This window comes from Escherichia sp. MOD1-EC6098 (assembly GCF_002965865.1).
Lineage (GTDB): Bacteria > Pseudomonadota > Gammaproteobacteria > Enterobacterales > Enterobacteriaceae > Escherichia > Escherichia marmotae.
Genome location: NZ_PTSN01000007.1, coordinates 1 through 18,412, shown reverse-complemented (window position 1 = coordinate 18,412; position 18,412 = coordinate 1). Strand labels below are relative to the sequence as shown.

The 18,412-nt window shown below is 51.8% G+C and carries 17 protein-coding genes; 6 read left to right on the top strand and 11 right to left on the bottom strand.

Annotated features, from left to right (window positions below; translation table 11 throughout):
• Positions 1-104 precede the first annotated feature (104 nt).
• From glnS to chiQ, 3 genes are all read left to right on the top strand, one after another.
• The gene (gene glnS / locus C0K55_RS09605; protein ID WP_001287173.1) at positions 105-1,769 is read left to right on the top strand and encodes a glutamine--tRNA ligase; all 1,665 of its coding nucleotides are present in this window, start codon (positions 105-107) and stop codon (positions 1,767-1,769) included.
• A 455-nt stretch (positions 1,770-2,224) separates the two neighbouring features.
• The gene (gene chiP / locus C0K55_RS09600; protein WP_105266065.1) at positions 2,225-3,631 is read left to right on the top strand and encodes a chitoporin ChiP; all 1,407 of its coding nucleotides are present in this window, start codon (positions 2,225-2,227) and stop codon (positions 3,629-3,631) included.
• Between the two features lie 49 nt (positions 3,632-3,680).
• Positions 3,681-4,013, top strand: coding sequence for a ChiQ/YbfN family lipoprotein (chiQ, locus tag C0K55_RS09595; RefSeq protein WP_001515975.1), 333 nt, complete (start codon positions 3,681-3,683; stop codon positions 4,011-4,013).
• A gap of 93 nt (positions 4,014-4,106) precedes the next feature.
• On the opposite strand, the gene fur is transcribed toward chiQ, so the two are convergent.
• From fur to ybfF, 5 genes are all read right to left on the bottom strand, one after another.
• On the bottom strand, positions 4,107-4,553 hold the full coding sequence (gene fur / locus C0K55_RS09590) for a ferric iron uptake transcriptional regulator (RefSeq protein ID WP_000131707.1): 447 nt from the start codon (positions 4,551-4,553) through the stop codon (positions 4,107-4,109).
• Positions 4,546-4,632 carry a fur leader peptide gene (gene uof / locus C0K55_RS09585; RefSeq protein WP_010380762.1) on the bottom strand — a complete coding sequence of 29 codons (87 nt, stop codon included), beginning with the start codon at positions 4,630-4,632 and terminating at the stop codon, positions 4,546-4,548. The genes fur and uof overlap by 8 nt, the downstream gene beginning before the upstream one ends.
• Before the next feature lie 209 nt (positions 4,633-4,841).
• A complete protein-coding gene (fldA, locus tag C0K55_RS09580) occupies positions 4,842-5,372 on the bottom strand; it encodes a flavodoxin FldA (protein WP_001515976.1) in 531 nt (176 codons plus the stop codon).
• A 191-nt stretch (positions 5,373-5,563) separates the two neighbouring features.
• Positions 5,564-5,857 (bottom strand): LexA regulated protein, encoded by a 294-nt coding sequence (gene ybfE / locus C0K55_RS09575; RefSeq protein WP_001300829.1) that lies wholly within the window; start codon positions 5,855-5,857, stop codon positions 5,564-5,566.
• A gap of 139 nt (positions 5,858-5,996) precedes the next feature.
• Positions 5,997-6,761 carry an esterase gene (ybfF, locus tag C0K55_RS09570; protein WP_001515977.1) on the bottom strand — a complete coding sequence of 255 codons (765 nt, stop codon included), beginning with the start codon at positions 6,759-6,761 and terminating at the stop codon, positions 5,997-5,999.
• A 184-nt stretch (positions 6,762-6,945) separates the two neighbouring features.
• Between ybfF and seqA the strand changes: the two genes are divergently transcribed.
• Positions 6,946-7,491, top strand: coding sequence for a replication initiation negative regulator SeqA (gene seqA / locus C0K55_RS09565; RefSeq protein WP_105266066.1), 546 nt, complete (start codon positions 6,946-6,948; stop codon positions 7,489-7,491).
• A gap of 28 nt (positions 7,492-7,519) precedes the next feature.
• Positions 7,520-9,160: a phosphoglucomutase (alpha-D-glucose-1,6-bisphosphate-dependent) gene (pgm, locus tag C0K55_RS09560; RefSeq protein ID WP_010380767.1), complete on the top strand. Its 1,641-nt coding sequence runs from the start codon at positions 7,520-7,522 to the stop codon at positions 9,158-9,160.
• 164 nt (positions 9,161-9,324) lie between these two features.
• Here pgm and kdpE read toward each other — a convergent pair whose 3' ends face one another.
• From kdpE to kdpF, 6 genes are read right to left on the bottom strand one after another with little or no spacing between them, the layout of a single operon-like run.
• Entirely contained in the window at positions 9,325-10,002 is a 678-nt protein-coding gene (gene kdpE / locus C0K55_RS09555; RefSeq protein ID WP_105266067.1) for a two-component system response regulator KdpE, read from the bottom strand.
• Positions 9,999-12,683 (bottom strand): two-component system sensor histidine kinase KdpD, encoded by a 2,685-nt coding sequence (gene kdpD, locus C0K55_RS09550; RefSeq protein ID WP_001515980.1) that lies wholly within the window; start codon positions 12,681-12,683, stop codon positions 9,999-10,001. Before kdpD ends, kdpE begins: the two co-directional genes overlap by 4 nt.
• Complete coding sequence (kdpC, locus tag C0K55_RS09545) at positions 12,676-13,248, bottom strand: K(+)-transporting ATPase subunit C (RefSeq protein WP_001515981.1); 573 nt, start codon at positions 13,246-13,248, stop codon at positions 12,676-12,678. Before kdpC ends, kdpD begins: the two co-directional genes overlap by 8 nt.
• Before the next feature lie 8 nt (positions 13,249-13,256).
• A complete protein-coding gene (kdpB, locus tag C0K55_RS09540) occupies positions 13,257-15,305 on the bottom strand; it encodes a potassium-transporting ATPase subunit KdpB (RefSeq protein ID WP_016248469.1) in 2,049 nt (682 codons plus the stop codon).
• Positions 15,306-15,327: 22 nt separating this feature from the next.
• Positions 15,328-17,001 carry a potassium-transporting ATPase subunit KdpA gene (gene kdpA / locus C0K55_RS09535; RefSeq protein ID WP_000741116.1) on the bottom strand — a complete coding sequence of 558 codons (1,674 nt, stop codon included), beginning with the start codon at positions 16,999-17,001 and terminating at the stop codon, positions 15,328-15,330.
• Positions 17,001-17,090, bottom strand: a complete 90-nt coding sequence (gene kdpF / locus C0K55_RS09530) for a K(+)-transporting ATPase subunit F (protein ID WP_001272653.1) — start codon at positions 17,088-17,090, stop codon at positions 17,001-17,003. Before kdpF ends, kdpA begins: the two co-directional genes overlap by 1 nt.
• A 314-nt stretch (positions 17,091-17,404) precedes the next feature.
• Between kdpF and C0K55_RS09525 the strand changes: the two genes are divergently transcribed.
• Positions 17,405-17,611 (top strand): YbfA family protein, encoded by a 207-nt coding sequence (locus tag C0K55_RS09525; RefSeq protein WP_000424791.1) that lies wholly within the window; start codon positions 17,405-17,407, stop codon positions 17,609-17,611.
• The last annotated feature ends 801 nt before the right edge of the window (positions 17,612-18,412 follow it).

The following is an 18,412-nucleotide window of genomic DNA, read 5'->3' as shown; positions in this document are numbered from 1 at the left end:
ATCTTTGTTAGATTTTTCGATTTTCTCTAACTAACAGTTGTCAGCCTGTCTCGCTTATAAGAACATACGCCGTTATACGTTGTTTACGCTTTGAGGAATCCACGATGAGTGAGGCTGAAGCCCGCCCGACTAACTTTATTCGTCAGATCATCGATGAAGATCTGGCCAGTGGTAAGCACACCACAGTACACACCCGTTTCCCGCCGGAGCCGAATGGCTATCTGCATATTGGCCATGCGAAATCTATCTGCCTGAACTTCGGGATCGCCCAGGACTATAAAGGCCAGTGCAACCTGCGTTTCGACGACACCAACCCGGTAAAAGAAGATATCGAGTACGTCGAGTCGATCAAAAACGACGTTGAGTGGTTAGGTTTTCACTGGTCAGGTAACGTCCGTTACTCCTCCGATTATTTTGATCAACTCCACGCCTATGCTGTTGAACTGATCAATAAAGGCCTGGCATATGTTGATGAACTGACGCCAGAGCAAATCCGCGAATATCGTGGCACTCTGACGCAGCCGGGTAAAAACAGCCCATACCGCGACCGCAGCGTTGAAGAGAACCTGGCGCTGTTCGAGAAGATGCGTACCGGCGGTTTTGAAGAAGGTAAAGCCTGCCTGCGTGCGAAAATCGACATGGCATCGCCGTTTATCGTGATGCGCGATCCGGTGCTGTATCGCATTAAGTTTGCTGAACATCATCAGACCGGCAACAAGTGGTGCATCTACCCGATGTACGACTTCACCCACTGCATCAGCGATGCCTTGGAAGGTATTACCCACTCTCTGTGTACGCTGGAGTTCCAGGACAACCGTCGTCTGTACGACTGGGTTCTGGACAACATCACTATTCCTGTTCATCCGCGCCAGTACGAATTCTCGCGTCTGAATCTGGAATACACCGTGATGTCCAAGCGTAAACTGAACCAGTTGGTGACCGACAAGCACGTAGAAGGCTGGGACGATCCGCGTATGCCGACCATTTCCGGTCTGCGTCGTCGTGGTTATACCGCGGCTTCTATTCGTGAGTTCTGCAAACGCATTGGCGTGACCAAGCAGGACAACACTATTGAGATGGCGTCGCTGGAATCCTGCATCCGTGAAGATCTTAACGAAAACGCCCCTCGCGCAATGGCAGTTATCGATCCAGTAAAACTGGTTATCGAAAACTATCAGGGCGAAGGCGAAATGGTTACCATGCCGAACCATCCGAACAAACCGGAAATGGGTAGCCGCCAGGTGCCGTTTAGTGCTGAGATTTGGATCGATCGTGCCGATTTCCGCGAAGAAGCCAACAAACAGTACAAACGTCTGGTGCTGGGTAAAGAAGTGCGTCTGCGTAATGCTTACGTGATTAAAGCGGAACGCGTGGAGAAAGATGCTGAAGGCAATATCACCACTATCTTCTGTACTTACGATGCTGACACCCTGAGCAAAGATCCGGCTGATGGTCGTAAGGTCAAAGGCGTTATCCACTGGGTAAGTGCGGCACATGCGCTACCGGTTGAAATCCGTCTGTATGACCGTCTGTTCAGCGTGCCGAATCCAGGCGCTGCGGATGATTTCCTGTCGGTGATTAACCCGGAATCGCTGGTGATCAAACAGGGCTTTGCTGAACCGTCGCTGAAAGATGCGGTAGCAGGTAAAGCGTTCCAGTTTGAGCGTGAAGGCTATTTCTGTCTCGACAGTCGCCATTCCACTGCGGAAAAACCAGTATTTAACCGCACCGTTGGGCTGCGTGATACCTGGGCGAAGGTTGGCGAGTAACGTTAAGTTCCACTTTGCCGGATAAGGCGTCCACGCCGCATCCGGCATGAACAAAGTGCACTTCGTCAACAATCCCAAACGCCGCACTCTGCGGCGTTTTTTCTGCTTTTCTTCGCGAATTAATTCCGCTTTGTAATTTATCCATAAAACAAATTTAAAATCACCAGCCATAATTTAATAGAATGCGACTGCCTTCATCCCACTGGAAAGCCGCATATTTTTCTTCTACGCGCTCTCCTGGTACAAATTTAAACCTTGTAACAAAAATCATCAAAATATGTGCGGTTGCTCATGTTCTTACATTCTCGTTACAGAAAGAGATTGATAATTCGCGGCGCGAAAAATAGTCTGTTCCTGTAGTCAGCGAGACTTTTCTCAACGCTACTTTTTTAATTTTTTATTTTTTCGCTGTTCACCCTTGGTGCAGCAATTTATACGTCAAAGAGGATTAACCCATGCGTACGTTTAGTGGTAAACGTAGTACGCTGGCGCTGGCTATCGCCGGTGTTACAGCAATGTCGGGCTTTATGACAATGCCGGAGGCTCACGCCGAAGGATTTATCGACGATTCAACCTTAACCGGCGGTATCTATTACTGGCAGCGTGAACGTGACCGTAAAGATGTTACCGACGGCGACAAATACAAAACCAACCTTTCTCACTCCACCTGGAACGCCAACCTCGATTTTCAGTCTGGTTATGCCGCGGATATGTTCGGCCTTGATATTGCTGCGTTTACGGCGATTGAAATGGCGGAAAATGGCGACAGTTCACACCCGAACGAAATCGCTTTTTCGAAAAGTAATAAAGCCTATGACGAAGACTGGTCAGGCGATAAAAGCGGTATAAGCCTGTATAAAGCAGCGGCCAAATTTAAATACGGTCCGGCGTGGGCGAGAGCAGGTTATATTCAGCCAACCGGTCAGACGCTGTTAGCGCCGCACTGGAGCTTTATGCCGGGTACTTATCAGGGCGCGGAAGCCGGGGCTAATTTTGATTACGGTGATGCTGGTGCGTTGAGCTTCTCCTACATGTGGACCAACGAATATAAAGCGCCGTGGCATCTGGAAATGGATGAGTTTTATCAGAACGATAAAACCACCAAAGTTGATTACCTGCACTCCCTCGGGGCGAAGTACGATTTCAAAAATAACCTCGTGCTGGAAGCGGCATTTGGTCAGGCTGAAGGGTATATCGATCAGTATTTTGCTAAAGCCAGCTACAAATTTGATATCGCCGGTAGCCCGCTAACTACCAGCTACCAGTTCTACGGTACACGCGATAAAGTTGACGATCGCAGCGTCAACGATCTTTACGACGGCACCGCCTGGCTACAGGCGTTGACCTTTGGCTACCGGGCGGCTGACGTAGTGGATTTGCGCCTGGAAGGCACCTGGGTGAAAGCTGACGGTCAGCAGGGGTACTTCTTACAGCGTATGACCCCAACCTACGCTTCCTCTAACGGCCGCCTGGATATCTGGTGGGATAACCGTTCTGATTTTAACGCCAACGGCGAAAAAGCGGTCTTCTTCGGCGCGATGTATGATCTGAAAAACTGGAATCTTCCAGGTTTCGCCATCGGCGCTTCTTACGTTTACGCCTGGGATGCCAAACCCGCTACCTGGCAGAGCAACCCGGATGCGTACTACGACAAGAACCGGACTATTGAAGAGTCTGCATACAGCCTGGATGCGGTCTACACCCTTCAGGATGGTCGAGCCAAAGGTACGATGTTCAAGCTGCACTTCACCGAATACGATAACCACTCCGATATCCCGAGCTGGGGCGGCGGTTACGGCAACATCTTCCAGGATGAGCGTGACGTGAAGTTTATGGTTATCGCGCCATTCACTATCTTCTGATGTCCGACGCGGCAGGTTTTTCGCCTGCCGCACGTTTGAGGAATTTGCTATGAAGAAACTGATTCTCATCGCCATGATGGCATCGGGGTTGGTGGCCTGTGCGCAATCAACCGCGCCACAGGAAGATAGTCGTCTGAAAGAGGCGTACAGCGCCTGTATTAATACCGCACAAGGCTCGCCGGAAAAAATTGAAGCCTGCCAGAGCGTGTTAAACGTGCTGAAGAAAGAGAAACAACATCAGCAGTTTGCCGAGCAGGAAAGTGTGCGCGTGCTGGATTATCAGCAGTGTATTCAGGCAACGCAAACCGGTAATGATCAGGCGGTGAAAGCCGATTGTGATAAGGTCTGGCAGGAAATTCGCAGTAATAACGCTACGCAGTAAAAAACAAAAAGCGAGAGCTGTAACTCTCGCTTTTCTTATTTCTCTTTATAAAAAAGCCAACCCGCAGGTTGGCTTTTTCTCGTTCAGGCTGACTTAATTGCCTTCGTGCGCGTGCTCATCTTCGCGGCAATCGCCTTCGGCGCAGTGACCGTAAAGATAGAGACTATGGTTAGTCAGGCGAATGCCGTGTTTTGCGGCAATTTCACGCTGACGTGCTTCGATAGATTCATCACTAAATTCGATAACCTTGCCGCAATCGAGGCAGATCAGGTGATCGTGGTGATGTTGCTGGGTCAGTTCAAATACGGATTTACCGCCTTCAAAATTGTGGCGGGTGACGATACCGGCGTCGTCAAACTGGTTCAGTACGCGATATACGGTAGCCAGACCAATTTCTTCACCCATATCGATCAGACGTTTGTACAAATCTTCCGCACTGACGTGATGGTTGTCCGGCTCCTGAAGAACTTCCAGGATTTTTAAGCGTGGAAGCGTTACTTTCAGGCCAGCTTTCTTTAGGGCGGTATTGTTATCAGTCATGCGGAATCTGTCCTGTTACTAAGCGATTCACTTCATTAAAAGAAGTGACAGAATTTGCTCTTGAGATAATGCGTATCATTATAGAATTGCCATGCCTAAATGAAAACTACAAGTCCCTGGCAAATATTGTTAATAAAAACGTGGCTTAGCTTACATTTACATCGGTAAGGCCACTTCAACACTGGAACATTGTACAGGTACAACGGCAAAAGTTACAAATTTGTAGCAATTATTTTGATTGGCATTATCTATTAATACGGCGTAGACATGAGTCTACGCCGCATCACATCAGGCGTTGATAATTTCGTCGAGATGCAGCTCTTCAGAAATTTGTTTCACCCATTTTTCCACGCGTTCGGCGGTCAGTTCCGGCTGACGGTCTTCGTCGATAGCCAGACCGACAAAGTGGTTGTCATCCGCCAGACCTTTTGAGGCTTCGAAATGGTAGCCCGCAGTTGGCCAGTGACCAACGATGGTAGCACCACGTGGTTCGATGATGTCACGGATAGTGCCTAACGCGTCGCAGAAATATTCTGCGTAATCTTCCTGGTCGCCACAGCCAAACAGTGCAACCAGTTTACCATTGAAATCAATCTCTTCGAGAGTCGGGAAGAAGTCGTCCCAGTCACACTGCGCTTCGCCGTAGTACCAGGTTGGGATGCCCAGCAGCAGAATGTCATAAGCTTCCAGATCTTCTTTGCTGCTTTTTGCAATGTCATGGACATCGGCAACGTCTTTACCAAGCTGTTTTTGAATCATTTTTGCGATATTTTCGGTATTACCGGTGTCGCTGCCGAAAAAGATGCCAGTGATAGCCATGAGTGAAATAACCTCTTGAAACTTATTGAAATGGGGGTGGCAAATTGCCCACGGATAAAGGCAATCATAGCAGAACAGGCAGTCTTGCGGAATCAGCAAACTCGCAGGACTGCACACTGTGCTACACGATTTTTTTGTCCAACTTCAAGTTACATGGGCTGTAACCCGAATTATTTGAGTAAAGGATGGGATCAGACGATGCCCTGACTACGCAGCGCCGCGAGTTGTTGCATCAACATCTCTTCGATCAGTTCGCTACGGCTCATATTACGCGACTCTGCCAGCTCGTTCAGCGCCTCGACAGCTTCTGCATTCAGCTTCAGTTCGACACGCTTAAGACCACGTACTTTGTCGCGTTTTAGCTGGTTGCGTTTATTAATACGCAGCTGTTCATCGCGCGAAAGCGGATTGGTTTTCGGTCGTCCCGGTCGACGCTCGTGCGCGAACAGATCTAATGTCGTACGGTCCGTTTGTTCTTTGGCCATGATCTTGGTGACTTCGGGGGAAACAATCAGCCAGGCGTCTGCCCGGATGGATAGCGCGCCATAATACATCAGCGCGATGAGTCACGCCAACGCCCACGCGCGGAAAGCGACGCAGACGCTGGGTTTTTAATCAGTTGCATTAATCATTGAGATAGCGGCGGATGGCGCGCAGCACTGCATCAGGTTTTTCTGCGTGTACCCAGTGACCCGCACCTGCAATCACATGCGCCCGTGCCTGCGGAAATTGCGCCAGTAAATCATCACGATATTGTTCAGTAACATACGGCGAATTACCACCGGGGATAAATAGGGCGGGGTGATCCCACGCCGGGATTTTCTCCCAACCCACAATATGCGGATACTGATCCCACAACACCGGCACGTTAAAACGCCATTCGCCGTCAACGTAGGATTTCAACAGAAACTGAATCACCCCTTCTTCATTCAGATGCTGACGCATCACCGTCGCCGCCTGTTGACGTGTTTGTGCGTCAGATTCGCTGACCGCGTTGATGGCCGCGAAAATCTCATCATGACGGCGCACGTGATAATCGACGGGCGCAATATCGATTGCCACCAGTTTATCGATGCGATCGGGGGCCAGCGCGGTGAGCGCCATTACTGCTTTGCCGCCCATTGAGTGGCCAATAAATGTCGCCTTATCGATCTGCTGAGCATCCAGCGTATCCAGCAGATCCTGCGCCATCGCCGGATAATTCATCACAGGATCGCGCGGTGAAAGTCCGTGGTTACGCATATCCACCTGGATGATATCGTGGTCGCTCACTAGGTCACGTGCCAGCACGCCGAGGTTGTCGAGACTACCAAACAGACCATGAACAAGGACGATGGGAGAATTATTGTGCTGATTTTGTGTAGATTGCGCGCGGATATTCAATTTCATGGCAAAGTTCTTTTTTTCGCGAAGTCGGGTTAGGGTATTATGTTGACCATTGTGCCACAGGGCTGCAACAAATAAGGTTTAATCCGAGTTTTTCTGCAAGCCAGGCTTGACGCTATCCGCTGCCGGGATTTATTCATATACTCCTGGCGACTTGTATTCAGCTAAGACACCGCACTGGATTAAGATGAAAACGATTGAAGTTGATGATGAACTCTACAGCTATATTGCCAGCCACACTAAGCATATCGGCGAGAGCGCATCCGACATTTTACGGCGTATGTTGAAGTTTTCCGCCGCATCACAGCCTGCTGCTCCGGTGACGAAAGAGGTTCGCATTGCGTCGCCTGCTATCGTCGAAGCGAAGCCGATCAAAACGATTAAAGACAAAGTACGCGCAATGCGTGAACTTCTGATTTCCGATGAATACGCAGAGCAGAAGCGTGCGGTCAACCGCTTTATGCTGCTGTTGTCTACACTATATTCTCTTGACGCCCAGGCGTTTGCCGAAGCAACGGAATCGTTGCACGGTCGCACGCGCGTTTACTTTGCGGCAGATGAACAGACGCTGCTGAAAAATGGTAATCAGACCAAGCCGAAACACGTGCCAGGCACGCCGTATTGGGTGATCACCAACACTAACACTGGCCGTAAATGCAGCATGATTGAACACATCATGCAGTCGATGCAATTCCCGGCGGAATTGATTGAGAAGGTTTGCGGGACAATTTAAAACAACGTTGCAGATAAAGGACAAAGCAATGGCAATCCACAATCGTGCAGGGCAGCCTGCACAACAGAGTGATTTGATTAATGTCGCCCAACTGACGGCGCAATATTATGTACTGAAACCAGAAGCAGGGAATGCGGAGCACGCGGTGAAATTCGGTACTTCCGGTCACCGTGGCAGTGCAGCGCGCCACAGCTTTAACGAGCCGCACATTCTGGCGATCGCTCAAGCGATTGCCGAAGAACGTGCGAAAAACGGCATCACTGGCCCTTGCTATGTGGGTAAAGATACTCACGCCTTGTCCGAACCTGCATTCATTTCCGTGCTGGAAGTGCTGGCAGCAAACGGGGTTGATGTCATTGTGCAGGAAAATAATGGCTTCACTCCGACACCTGCCGTTTCCAATGCCATTCTGGTTCACAACAAAAAAGGTGGCCCGCTGGCAGATGGTATCGTGATTACGCCGTCCCATAACCCGCCGGAAGATGGTGGTATCAAATACAATCCGCCAAATGGTGGCCCGGCTGATACCAACGTCACCAAAGTGGTGGAAGACAGGGCCAACGCACTGCTGGCCGATGGCCTGAAAGATGTGAAGCGTATCTCCCTTGACGAAGCGATGGCATCCGGTCATGTGAAAGAACAAGATCTGGTGCAACCGTTCGTGGAAGGCCTGGCCGATATCGTCGATATGGCGGCGATTCAGAAGGCTGGCCTGACGCTGGGTGTCGATCCGTTGGGTGGTTCCGGTATCGAATACTGGAAGCGCATTGGCGAGTATTACAATCTCAACCTGACCATCGTTAACGATCAGGTCGATCAGACTTTCCGCTTTATGCACCTCGACAAAGACGGCGCGATCCGTATGGACTGCTCCTCTGAGTGTGCGATGGCGGGTCTGCTGGCACTGCGTGATAAGTTCGATCTGGCGTTTGCTAACGATCCGGATTATGACCGTCACGGCATCGTTACTCCGGCAGGTTTGATGAATCCGAACCACTACTTGGCAGTAGCGATCAATTACTTGTTCCAGCATCGTCCGCAGTGGGGCAAAGATGTTGCCGTCGGTAAAACGCTGGTTTCTTCTGCGATGATCGACCGTGTGGTCAATGACCTGGGTCGCAAGCTGGTAGAAGTACCGGTAGGTTTCAAATGGTTTGTGGATGGTCTGTTTGACGGCAGCTTCGGCTTTGGCGGCGAAGAGAGCGCGGGCGCTTCGTTCCTGCGTTTCGACGGTACGCCGTGGTCAACTGATAAAGACGGCATCATTATGTGTCTGCTGGCGGCGGAAATTACTGCCGTCACCGGCAAAAACCCGCAGGAACACTACAACGAGCTGGCAAAACGCTTTGGTGCGCCGAGCTACAACCGTTTGCAGGCAGCAGCAACCTCCGCACAGAAAGCGGCGCTGTCTAAGCTGTCTCCGGAAATGGTGAGCGCCAGCACTCTGGCAGGCGACCCAATCACCGCGCGTCTGACCGCTGCGCCGGGCAACGGTGCTTCTATCGGTGGTTTGAAAGTGATGACCGACAACGGCTGGTTCGCCGCGCGTCCGTCAGGCACGGAAGACGCATACAAGATCTACTGCGAAAGCTTCCTTGGCGAAGCACATCGTAAGCAGATCGAGAAAGAGGCGGTTGAGATTGTTAGCGAAGTTCTGAAAAACGCGTAATCATATAAAGTAAGAAAAAAGGGCGGTCGGAAGATCGCCCTTTTTTACTTATGACCGCCTGATGCGCTACGCTTATCAGGCCTACGAGAATGGTGCAATATATTGAATTTTCACTATTTTGTAGGCCGGATAAGGCGTTTTCGCCGCATCAGACAAATAACACCCTAAAGCATAAACCGATACCCAATACCGGTTTCAGTAATAAAATGGCGAGGTCGGGCCGGGTCTTGCTCTAGTTTTTGTCGCAGATGCCCCATATAAATACGCAAATAGTGACTGTGTTCGACCGCATTTGGCCCCCATACCTGGTTGAGTAACTGGCGCTGGGTAAGCACTTTCCCGGAGTTGTTGAGCAACACAGCCAGCAGGCGGAACTCTATCGGCGTCAAATGCACTTCTTCCTCGCCGCGATGGATCACGCGGGCGGCCAAATCAACGGTCACATCGGAAAATGTCACCACCGGATCGGGCGCGGCGGTGGCGGAGTGGCGGCGTAACGCGACGCGTAGACGAGCCTGCAATTCACCAATGCCAAACGGTTTACTCAGGTAATCATCAGCTCCGGCATCCAGCGCGGCGATTTTGTCGCTCTCTTCGCTACGTGCGGAAAGCACAATTACCGGCACCGCGCTCCACTGGCGCAGGTCGCGGATAAACTCAATTCCATCGCCATCGGGCAGGCCGAGATCGAGAATAATCAAATCCGGCTTACGGGTTGCCGCCTCCAGCAGCCCACGTTGCAGTGTTTCGGCCTCAAAGACGCGCATACCGTCGCCCTCCAGCGCTGTGCGCAGAAAGCGACGAATAGCCTGTTCATCTTCAACAATCAGAACGTTTGTCACATATCCTCATGAAATTCTTCAAGTTCAGGAGCGGTTTGCTGAGGAAGTGTAACACGAAAACAAGCGCCACCTTCCGGTCGGTTGAATGCGATGATCGTACCACCGTGTATTTCTACAATCGCCCGACAAATTGCCAACCCAAGCCCGACGCCCGGCACTGCTGACTCTTTATTCCCGCGGGCAAATTTATCAAAAATCGTCCGTTCCTGACCTTGTGGAATACCGGAGCCGTTATCCCAGACATCCAGTTGTAGTTGCTCTCCCTCGACATGGGCATCAATACCAATTTCAGCCTGCGTTCCCGCGTACTTCACCGCATTCTCCAGCAGATTAATCAGCACCCGCTCAAACAGTGGCCCGTCGACGTGGATCAAGGTCAGCGGTTCAGGCAGAGAGAGGTTGATGGGTGACGATAAACCTGGCTCCAGCATTTGCAGCGCACTGCCGACGACTTCTTCCAGCGTTAACCACTCTTTCTTCAAATTAAAGCCGCCGGACTGAATTCGCGCCATATCCAGCAAGTTATTTACCAGTCGGGTCGTGTTCAGCACATGCTGGCGAATTTCGCTGGCCTGGCGAGCGTGCGGAGAACCTTCGCTTGCCAGATCAAGCGTTAAGATTTCTGCCTGACCAAACAGCACCGTAAGCGGGGTGCGTAAATCGTGAGACAGCGCCGCCAGCAGCGCGTTGCGGATCTGTTCACGCTCGCTGGCCATCCGCGCCTGTTCTTCGCTGGCGGTCAGCATCAGGCGCTCAAGAGCATTGGCCACTAACAGCGTAAACGTTTCCAGCAGGCGCTGTTGTTCCGGGATCATCAACTGGCGCAAATTTCCCGGTTCCACCACCACCAGTCCGTAGGTTTTCTCGCCGCTTTTTAACGGCAAAATCTGGTACGGCACGCCGGGTAAAGTGTCGGTGCCCGCACCCGCAGGCAGACCTTTATCAAAGCTCCAGCGGGCGATAGCATCGTCCCACGGCGTCATCCCCTGCGGATGTGTTAGCGGCAGTAATATACCGTTGTCATCAGGTAACAACACCTGACTGCGGGCATGAAAAGTAGAAGCAATAAACTGCTCGCTGGTGGCGGCGATGTCCTGGGGACTGCGGCCTACCGCCAGCGTTTTTGACATTTCATATAAGTGTCGCGTGCGTTGCTCGCGGTAACGGGCTACCCGCGCCTGGTAACGCACGCCAGCGGTAAGATTCCCGATCACCAGCCCGACGGTTAACATCACCGTGAAGGTCAGCAGATACTGCACATCAGAGACGGCGAGCGTGCCGCGTGGGGCGATAAAAAAGAGATCGAAACTCACCACGTTAATGACGGTGGCAACCACCGAAGGCCAGCGACCATAAAAAAGTGCCACCACCACCACGCCCAACAGATACAGCATCACCAGGTTAGCGGCATCGAAGGCCATCAGCCACTGCATGGCAATTAAAGTGATAACGGCGCATAACGCGGCGGCAACCACGCAGCCCTGAATTTGCACCCGCCATTTGTCTTTAAAAGAGCGGCTATCCGGCGCGTTATTAATTGTGCGCGCAGGTGGTTCATCAAGCGCGACCAGTACCTGATCGAGGTCGGGGGCGATGCGCGCCAGTCGGTCGGCAAAGGTTTCCCGACGCCACCAGCGGCGCGAGGCCGGGCGACCGAGAATTATCTTGCCGAGATTATGCTCCCGGGCATAACGCACTACGGCTTTTTCTTCTGCCGGATCAGAAAGTGTTGCTGTCTCTGCGCCTAACTCCTGCGCCAGACGCAAGGCGCTGAGAATGGCTCGACGTTTTTTCTCCGGTAAGCGGTGCAGGGCAGGGGTTTCAACATATACAGCGTGCCAGACGCTCCCCAGCCTTGACGCCAGCCGCGCCGCCGCCCGAACCAGTTTTTCGCTGCCCGTATTATGCCCAATACATAAAAGGATCGCGTCGCGCGTGTGCCAGACTTTCTCTTCGCCAGGACTCCCCCGCCAGGCGCGCATTTGCTCATCTACGCGATCGGCAGTACGGCGCAGCGCCAGTTCGCGCAGGGCAATCAAATTGCCTTTGCGGAAAAAATGTTCAATGGCGCGCTCAGCCTGCCCGGCAATATAGACTTTGCCTTCTTTCAGGCGCTGGCGCAGATCGTCCGGAGGCAGGTCCACCAGCACCACGTCGTCGGCGGCATCGAAAAAAGGATCGGGCACGGTTTCCCGTACCTGAATTCCGGTGACGCCACTGACCACATCGTTCAGACTTTCCAGATGCTGAACGTTGACGGTAGTGAAAACATCAATGCCTGCTTCCAGTAGCTCTTCGATATCCTGCCAGCGTTTAGGATGACGGGAACCTGGCGCATTACTGTGCGCCAGTTCATCCATTAATATCAGCGCCGGACGGCGGGCGAGGGCGGCATCGAGATCAAACTCGCTGATATGCCGCCCACGGTACGCCTGGCGTTTCAGTGGCAGAACAGCCAGACCTTCCAGCATTGCGGCGGTATCTTTCCGCCCGTGGGTTTCTACCACGCCAACCACAATATCCAGCCCTTGCGCCCGCAGTCGCTGGGCTTCCGCCAGCATCGCCCAGGTTTTCCCGACGCCCGCACAGGCACCGAAGAAAACTTTTAGCTTTCCGCGATGCGGCGCGGCAGTTTGTTCCAGCAGACGGTCGGGGTCGGGACGTAAGGGTTCGTTATTCATCAAGCTTATCCAGCGCCAGATTGAGTTCGACAATGTTGACGACCGGCTGGCCGATATATTTCACCAGCGGTTGTTGGCTGTATTTTGCGACCAGTTGTGTGAGCTGTTCAACGCTGAGATTACGCGCTTTCGCCACCCGTGGGATCTGCCAGGTCGCCGCTTGCGGGGTAATGTTATTGTCCAGCCCGCTTGCCGAAGCCGTGACCAGTTCAACCGGAACGCTCGCGCTGGCATCCGGGTTAGCGGCTCGTAAAGCAGCAACGCGTGCAGCTATTTGTTTATTCAGCGCCGGATTACTGACCGCCAGATTGCTCCCGCCAGAAGCCTGTGGATTATAGGGCATTTCTGCCGTTGCCGACGGGCGGCCATGAAAATAGCCGTTATCGGTAAAATTCTGCCCGATTAATGCCGAACCGCGCACTGTATCACCTTCACGGATCAACGAACCGTTGGCCTGCCAGGGAAACCACCATTGCCCAAGCAGGGTGGTTAGCAGCGGGTAAACGCCGCCAGTAATCAATAACAGAAAGAGAAAAGTCGAGAATGCCGGACGTAATCCACGCATGGTAAACCTCACACCAGACCGCAAACGGTCAGAAGTAAATCAATGACTTTGATACCGATAAACGGCACCAGCAGCCCACCCATACCGTAAATCCATAAGTTACGGCGCAACATGGCAGAAGCGGTAAGCGGTTTATAACTCACGCCTTTTAATGCCAGGGGAATCAAAAAGACGATAATCAAGGCATTGAAAATAACTGCACTGAGAATGGCGGAGTCGGGCGAATGCAGGCGCATGATGTTCAGCGCATTCAACTGCGGATACGTTGCCGCGAACGCCGCCGGAATAATGGCGAAGTATTTCGCCACATCGTTGGCAATGCTGAAGGTCGTAAGCGAACCACGGGTCATCAGCATCTGTTTGCCAATATGCACCACCTCGATCAACTTGGTCGGATTGGAGTCGAGATCCACCATATTGCCCGCTTCTTTCGCCGCCTGAGTGCCGGAGTTCATCGCCACCGCGACGTCGGCTTGCGCCAGCGCTGGGGCATCGTTGGTACCGTCGCCAGTCATTGCCACCAAACGGCCTTCCGCCTGGTACTGACGAATCAACGCCAGCTTGGCCTCTGGTGTCGCTTCGGCAAGGAAATCGTCGACGCCCGCTTCCGCTGCAATGGCGGCGGCGGTCAGACGGTTATCGCCGGTAATCATCACCGTTTTAATGCCCATTTGGCGCAGTTGGGCGAAACGCTCTTTAATGCCACCTTTGATGATATCTTTCAGCGCAATAACGCCCAGCACGCGAGAACCTTCCACCACTACCAGCGGCGTGGCACCCTGACGCGCAACCTGATCGACTTTTTGGTCGACATCGGCAGGGAAGTGGCTACCGTTAGCCTCGACATGACGGCGAATGGCATCGACAGAACCTTTACGGATCATGCGGTTATCAATGTTGATCCCACTCATCCGGCTTTGCGCAGTAAAGGGTACAAAGGTGGCATGGAGCGACTGCACATCGCGCTCGCGCAGGTTAAAACGCTGCTTGGCGAGGATCACAATACTGCGGCCTTCCGGCGTTTCATCGGCCAGCGAAGCCAGTTGTGCGGCGTCGGCCAGCGTTTTTTCCTCCACGCCCTGCGCGGGGATAAACTCTGATGCCTGGCGGTTACCGAGGGTGATGGTGCCGGTTTTATCCAGCAGCAGGACGTCCACGTCGCCCGCAGCTTCAACTGCACGTCCGCTGGTGGCGATCACATTCGCGCCCAGCATCCGGCTCATCCCGGCGACGCCGATAGCTGACAGCAAGCCGCCGATAGTCGTTGGGATCAGACAGACCAGCAGCGCTACCAGTACCGTCACGCTGACTGCGTTACCGCCCCAGGCGGTAAATGGCCATAGCGTTGCGGTTGCCAGTAAAAAGACGATGGTCAGGGCAATCAGGAGAATGGTCAGGGCAATCTCGTTCGGCGTTTTGCGTCGTTGTGCGCCTTCCACCATCGCGATCATCCGATCCAGAAACGTCTCGCCGGGGTTAACGCTGCACTCAATTACCAGCCAGTCAGAAAGAATACGCGTGCCGCCAGTGACGGAGGCAAAATCGCCGCCGGACTCACGGATCACCGGTGCTGATTCCCCGGTGATGGCGCTCTCATCGACCGATGCGCCACCTTCAATAACTTCACCATCGCAAGGGATAATATCGCCCGCTTCTACCAGCACGATGTCGCCTTTACGCAGTTGATCGGCCGGAACTTTGTCTACCACAGCACCATATTTCGGCTCGCGCAGCTTGCGAGCAAAGGCGGTTTTTTTCACCCCTTTCAGACTGTTGGCCTGCGCTTTACTGCGGCCTTCCGCCAGCGCCTCTGCGAAATTGGCGAACAGCACGGTGACCCAAAGCCAGCCACTAATTGCCGCGCTAAATAGCGCATTGCCGGGCATCGCACCGCTCACCATCGCGATACTAATAAAGGTGGTCAGCAGACTGCCGATCCAGACGATAAACATCACCGGATTGCGCCATTGCGCCTGCGGACTTAATTTTTTCACCGCTTCTTTCAGCGCCTGGGCGACAAGTGTTGGTTCGAATAGCGCCAGTTGTTTACGACTCATATTCAGTGCTCACTCAATATCATCAGGAGAGATATTCCGCCACCGGACCAAGCGCCAGGGCAGGGATAAAGGTCAGTGCGCCAACCAGCAACACGGTGCCGATTAACAGGCCAATAAACAGCGGGCCGTGCGTTGGCAGTGTACCGGAGCTGGCGGGTTGGCTCTTTTTACTCACCAGCGAACCGGCAATCGCCATCACCGGGATAATCACCCCGAAGCGCCCGACAAACATGCAGAACGCCAGTAAGCAGTTCCAGAACGGTGAGTTGGCGCTTAATCCGGCAAAGGCACTGCCGTTGTTGTTGGCGGCGGACGACACGGCGTACAGCACTTCGCTAAAACCATGCGGGCCAGGGTTGAGCATGGCGCTACGTCCGGCATCGGTCATCATCGCCAGCGCCGCGCCCATCAGCACCAGCGTTGGGGTAACCAGAATCGCCAGCGCGGTCAGTTTCATCTCGCGCACGTCGATTTTTTTACCCAGATATTCCGGCGTGCGACCAATCATCAGCCCGGCAATAAACACCGCCAGCAGGACGAACAGCATCATGCCGTAAAGGCCAGAACCCACGCCGCCGAATACCACTTCACCAATTTGCATCAACCACATCGGCACCATGCCGCCGAGAGCGGTAAACGAATCATGCATCGCAATCACTGCGCCGCAGGAAGCCGCCGTAGTCACGACCGCAAACAGGCTACTGACCAGTACGCCAAAACGGCTCTCTTTACCTTCCATATTGATGCTGCTGTCTGCGCCCAGCGCCAACAGATGAGGATTACCCTGAATTTCTGCCCACATCACCACGGCCACGCAGATGACAAAAATCACCGACATTGCCCACAGCAACATGCGCCCCTGACGACGATCGCCCGCCACTTCGCCAAAGGCAAAGCAAAGCGCCGTTGGGATCAAGAAGATCGCCAGCATTTGCACGAAGTTGGTCAGTGCGGTCGGGTTTTCAAACGGATGCGACGAGTTGGCATTAAAGAAACCACCACCATTAGTACCGAGCATCTTGATCGCTTCCTGAGAAGCCACCGGCCCCATCGGTAACAATTGCTGTGCCCCTTCAACGGTTGTCACAGCCTGATAAGGCAGAAAGTTTTGCAGCGCACCTTGTTGAATAAAAAACAGGGCGATCAACAACGCCACTGGGGCTAACACCCATAACGTGATGCGTAACAGATCGACCCAGGCATTGCCCAGTGTGCTCATGCTCTGGCGGGTAAACGCGCGGATGAGGGCGAAAATCACCGTAATCCCGCTGGCGGCAGAAAGAAAGTTTTGTACCGTTAAGCCCGTCATCTGACTGAAATAGCTCAACGTTGTTTCGCCGCTGTAAGACTGCCAGTTGGTGTTGGTGACAAAGCTGACAGCAGTATTCAGCGCCAGATCCCACGACAAACCCGGCAGTTGCTGCGGATTAAGCGGCAGATAGTGCTGACCGACCAGCATGAAAAACAGCACCGCCAGTCCCAGCAGGTTCAGGCAGAGAATGGCAGACAGATACTGCTTCCAGTTCATCTCACGGTCAGAGACGCCAAGTGCGCGAAAGAGTACGCGTTCAACGCCTGCCGTACCGGGAAGAGGAATATCATTAATCAGCCGTGCCAGCCCGCTGCCTAAAGGGCGCGCCAGCACCATCAGCACCAGTAAAAACGTGGCGATCAGTAAGAACCCTTGCGCAGCCATCAGAACGCCTCCGCATTGATCAGGGCATAAACCAGATAACCCAGTAATAAAAACACCAGCAACACGCCGGTTATCACGCCTGCACTCACAGTGCACCTCCAGTGGCCTAAAAGTGATACCGGAAGAGTAGAATTGTGGCTGCAAAGATTTCGCAAAAATCTGCGGGCGGGGTGTAAAAAAAGTATAAAAATGGCAAAAGCCATGATTTAACTAATGGTTAGTATCATTTTAACTTTTATGTAACTTAATTGCACGGTGAATGTAAATAAACCATCAATAAGCAAAAATAAGTGGTCGGATGAGTAGTAAAATTACACAAAAGGCGGTACTATTTTCATCAGATAAACGAATTCATTTTTCCGGTGTCATTCACCGGGTAGATACAAAAAAGGGGGAGAAAAGTATGGAACTCTATAAAGAATATCCTGCATGGCTTATCTTTTTACGCCGTACTTATGCGGTTGCAGCGGGCGTTCTGGCGCTGCCTTTCATGCTTTTCTGGAAAGACCGCGCCCGCTTTTACAGCTACCTGCACCGCGTCTGGTCGAAAACCAGCGATAAACCGGTGTGGATGGATCAAGCCGAAAAGGCAACCGGTGATTTTTACTGATTGCTAGCACATTTAAGCCAGCCTTGTATACGGGGCTGGCTTAGGCGTTCTGTATCAACGGATCTCATGACGCCTTCATTTCATCACTGTTTTATCTTCAAGTTTCGCTAGTACCCTTTTAAAAGGGTAACTCAGAATGCGGTTATCCTCATTGTCTCTCTAAGCGGCTCTATCGTCAGAAATCTCTGGTTAGGTTGGATACCCCATTACACACTTTCCTGTAACTTCAGTGTAAAGTGAGAAAGTCGCTATCACTTTTGCTCACTCCAGCATCTAAATAAATTCCGAATTTTGCTATTAATATCGCTACTTCAATAAAAGTAGATAGTAAAGAGAGTAATATATACTTTATTGATATATTAAGAATAATTCATTGTTAATGAATCTAATGCGATAAGGTGTATTGGTGTTAATAAAAAGATATTGTATTTTTAGTTGATAATTAAAAACACACAATATTTCAGCCTTTTCTATGTAAGAACTCAATTTTATAAGGTATCCATTTTTATATGGAGGCGGTAGCGTGTCTGTTGTTGGTGGTTTTATTTACACGCTGAATATAATTGAATTATCGAATATATAACTACGTATCCGTTCCAGTCGTCATAACTATTGATAATTATTTGATATTATTATTGATTATTGCTGGAAAGATAAAAGTGAGCGACAAAGCAGCAATAGACGTCACCTTCATGACTAAAAAATAAATAAAAACCCATCAAAAAATAATTCGTTTATTAAAAAGGACTCATGCCATTATGACGGAATATTACCTCAATGAGACAGTTATAACTTTCACCG

What these genes read in the sequence shown, in the direction of transcription:
- kdpC (WP_001515981.1), bottom strand. Translation starts at nt 13,248, where the DNA reads ATGCGTGGATTACGTCCGGCATTCTCGACTTTTCTCTTTCTGTTATTG.
- fldA (WP_001515976.1), bottom strand. Translation starts at nt 5,372, where the DNA reads ATGGCTATCACTGGCATCTTTTTCGGCAGCGACACCGGTAATACCGAA.
- C0K55_RS09525 (WP_000424791.1), top strand. Translation starts at nt 17,405, where the DNA reads ATGGAACTCTATAAAGAATATCCTGCATGGCTTATCTTTTTACGCCGT.
- chiP (WP_105266065.1), top strand. Translation starts at nt 2,225, where the DNA reads ATGCGTACGTTTAGTGGTAAACGTAGTACGCTGGCGCTGGCTATCGCC.
- chiQ (WP_001515975.1), top strand. Translation starts at nt 3,681, where the DNA reads ATGAAGAAACTGATTCTCATCGCCATGATGGCATCGGGGTTGGTGGCC.
- fur (WP_000131707.1), bottom strand. Translation starts at nt 4,553, where the DNA reads ATGACTGATAACAATACCGCCCTAAAGAAAGCTGGCCTGAAAGTAACG.
- pgm (WP_010380767.1), top strand. Translation starts at nt 7,520, where the DNA reads ATGGCAATCCACAATCGTGCAGGGCAGCCTGCACAACAGAGTGATTTG.
- ybfF (WP_001515977.1), bottom strand. Translation starts at nt 6,761, where the DNA reads ATGAAATTGAATATCCGCGCGCAATCTACACAAAATCAGCACAATAAT.
- seqA (WP_105266066.1), top strand. Translation starts at nt 6,946, where the DNA reads ATGAAAACGATTGAAGTTGATGATGAACTCTACAGCTATATTGCCAGC.
- kdpB (WP_016248469.1), bottom strand. Translation starts at nt 15,305, where the DNA reads ATGAGTCGTAAACAACTGGCGCTATTCGAACCAACACTTGTCGCCCAG.
- glnS (WP_001287173.1), top strand. Translation starts at nt 105, where the DNA reads ATGAGTGAGGCTGAAGCCCGCCCGACTAACTTTATTCGTCAGATCATC.
- kdpA (WP_000741116.1), bottom strand. Translation starts at nt 17,001, where the DNA reads ATGGCTGCGCAAGGGTTCTTACTGATCGCCACGTTTTTACTGGTGCTG.
- uof (WP_010380762.1), bottom strand. Translation starts at nt 4,632, where the DNA reads ATGATACGCATTATCTCAAGAGCAAATTCTGTCACTTCTTTTAATGAA.
- kdpD (WP_001515980.1), bottom strand. Translation starts at nt 12,683, where the DNA reads ATGAATAACGAACCCTTACGTCCCGACCCCGACCGTCTGCTGGAACAA.
- ybfE (WP_001300829.1), bottom strand. Translation starts at nt 5,857, where the DNA reads ATGGCCAAAGAACAAACGGACCGTACGACATTAGATCTGTTCGCGCAC.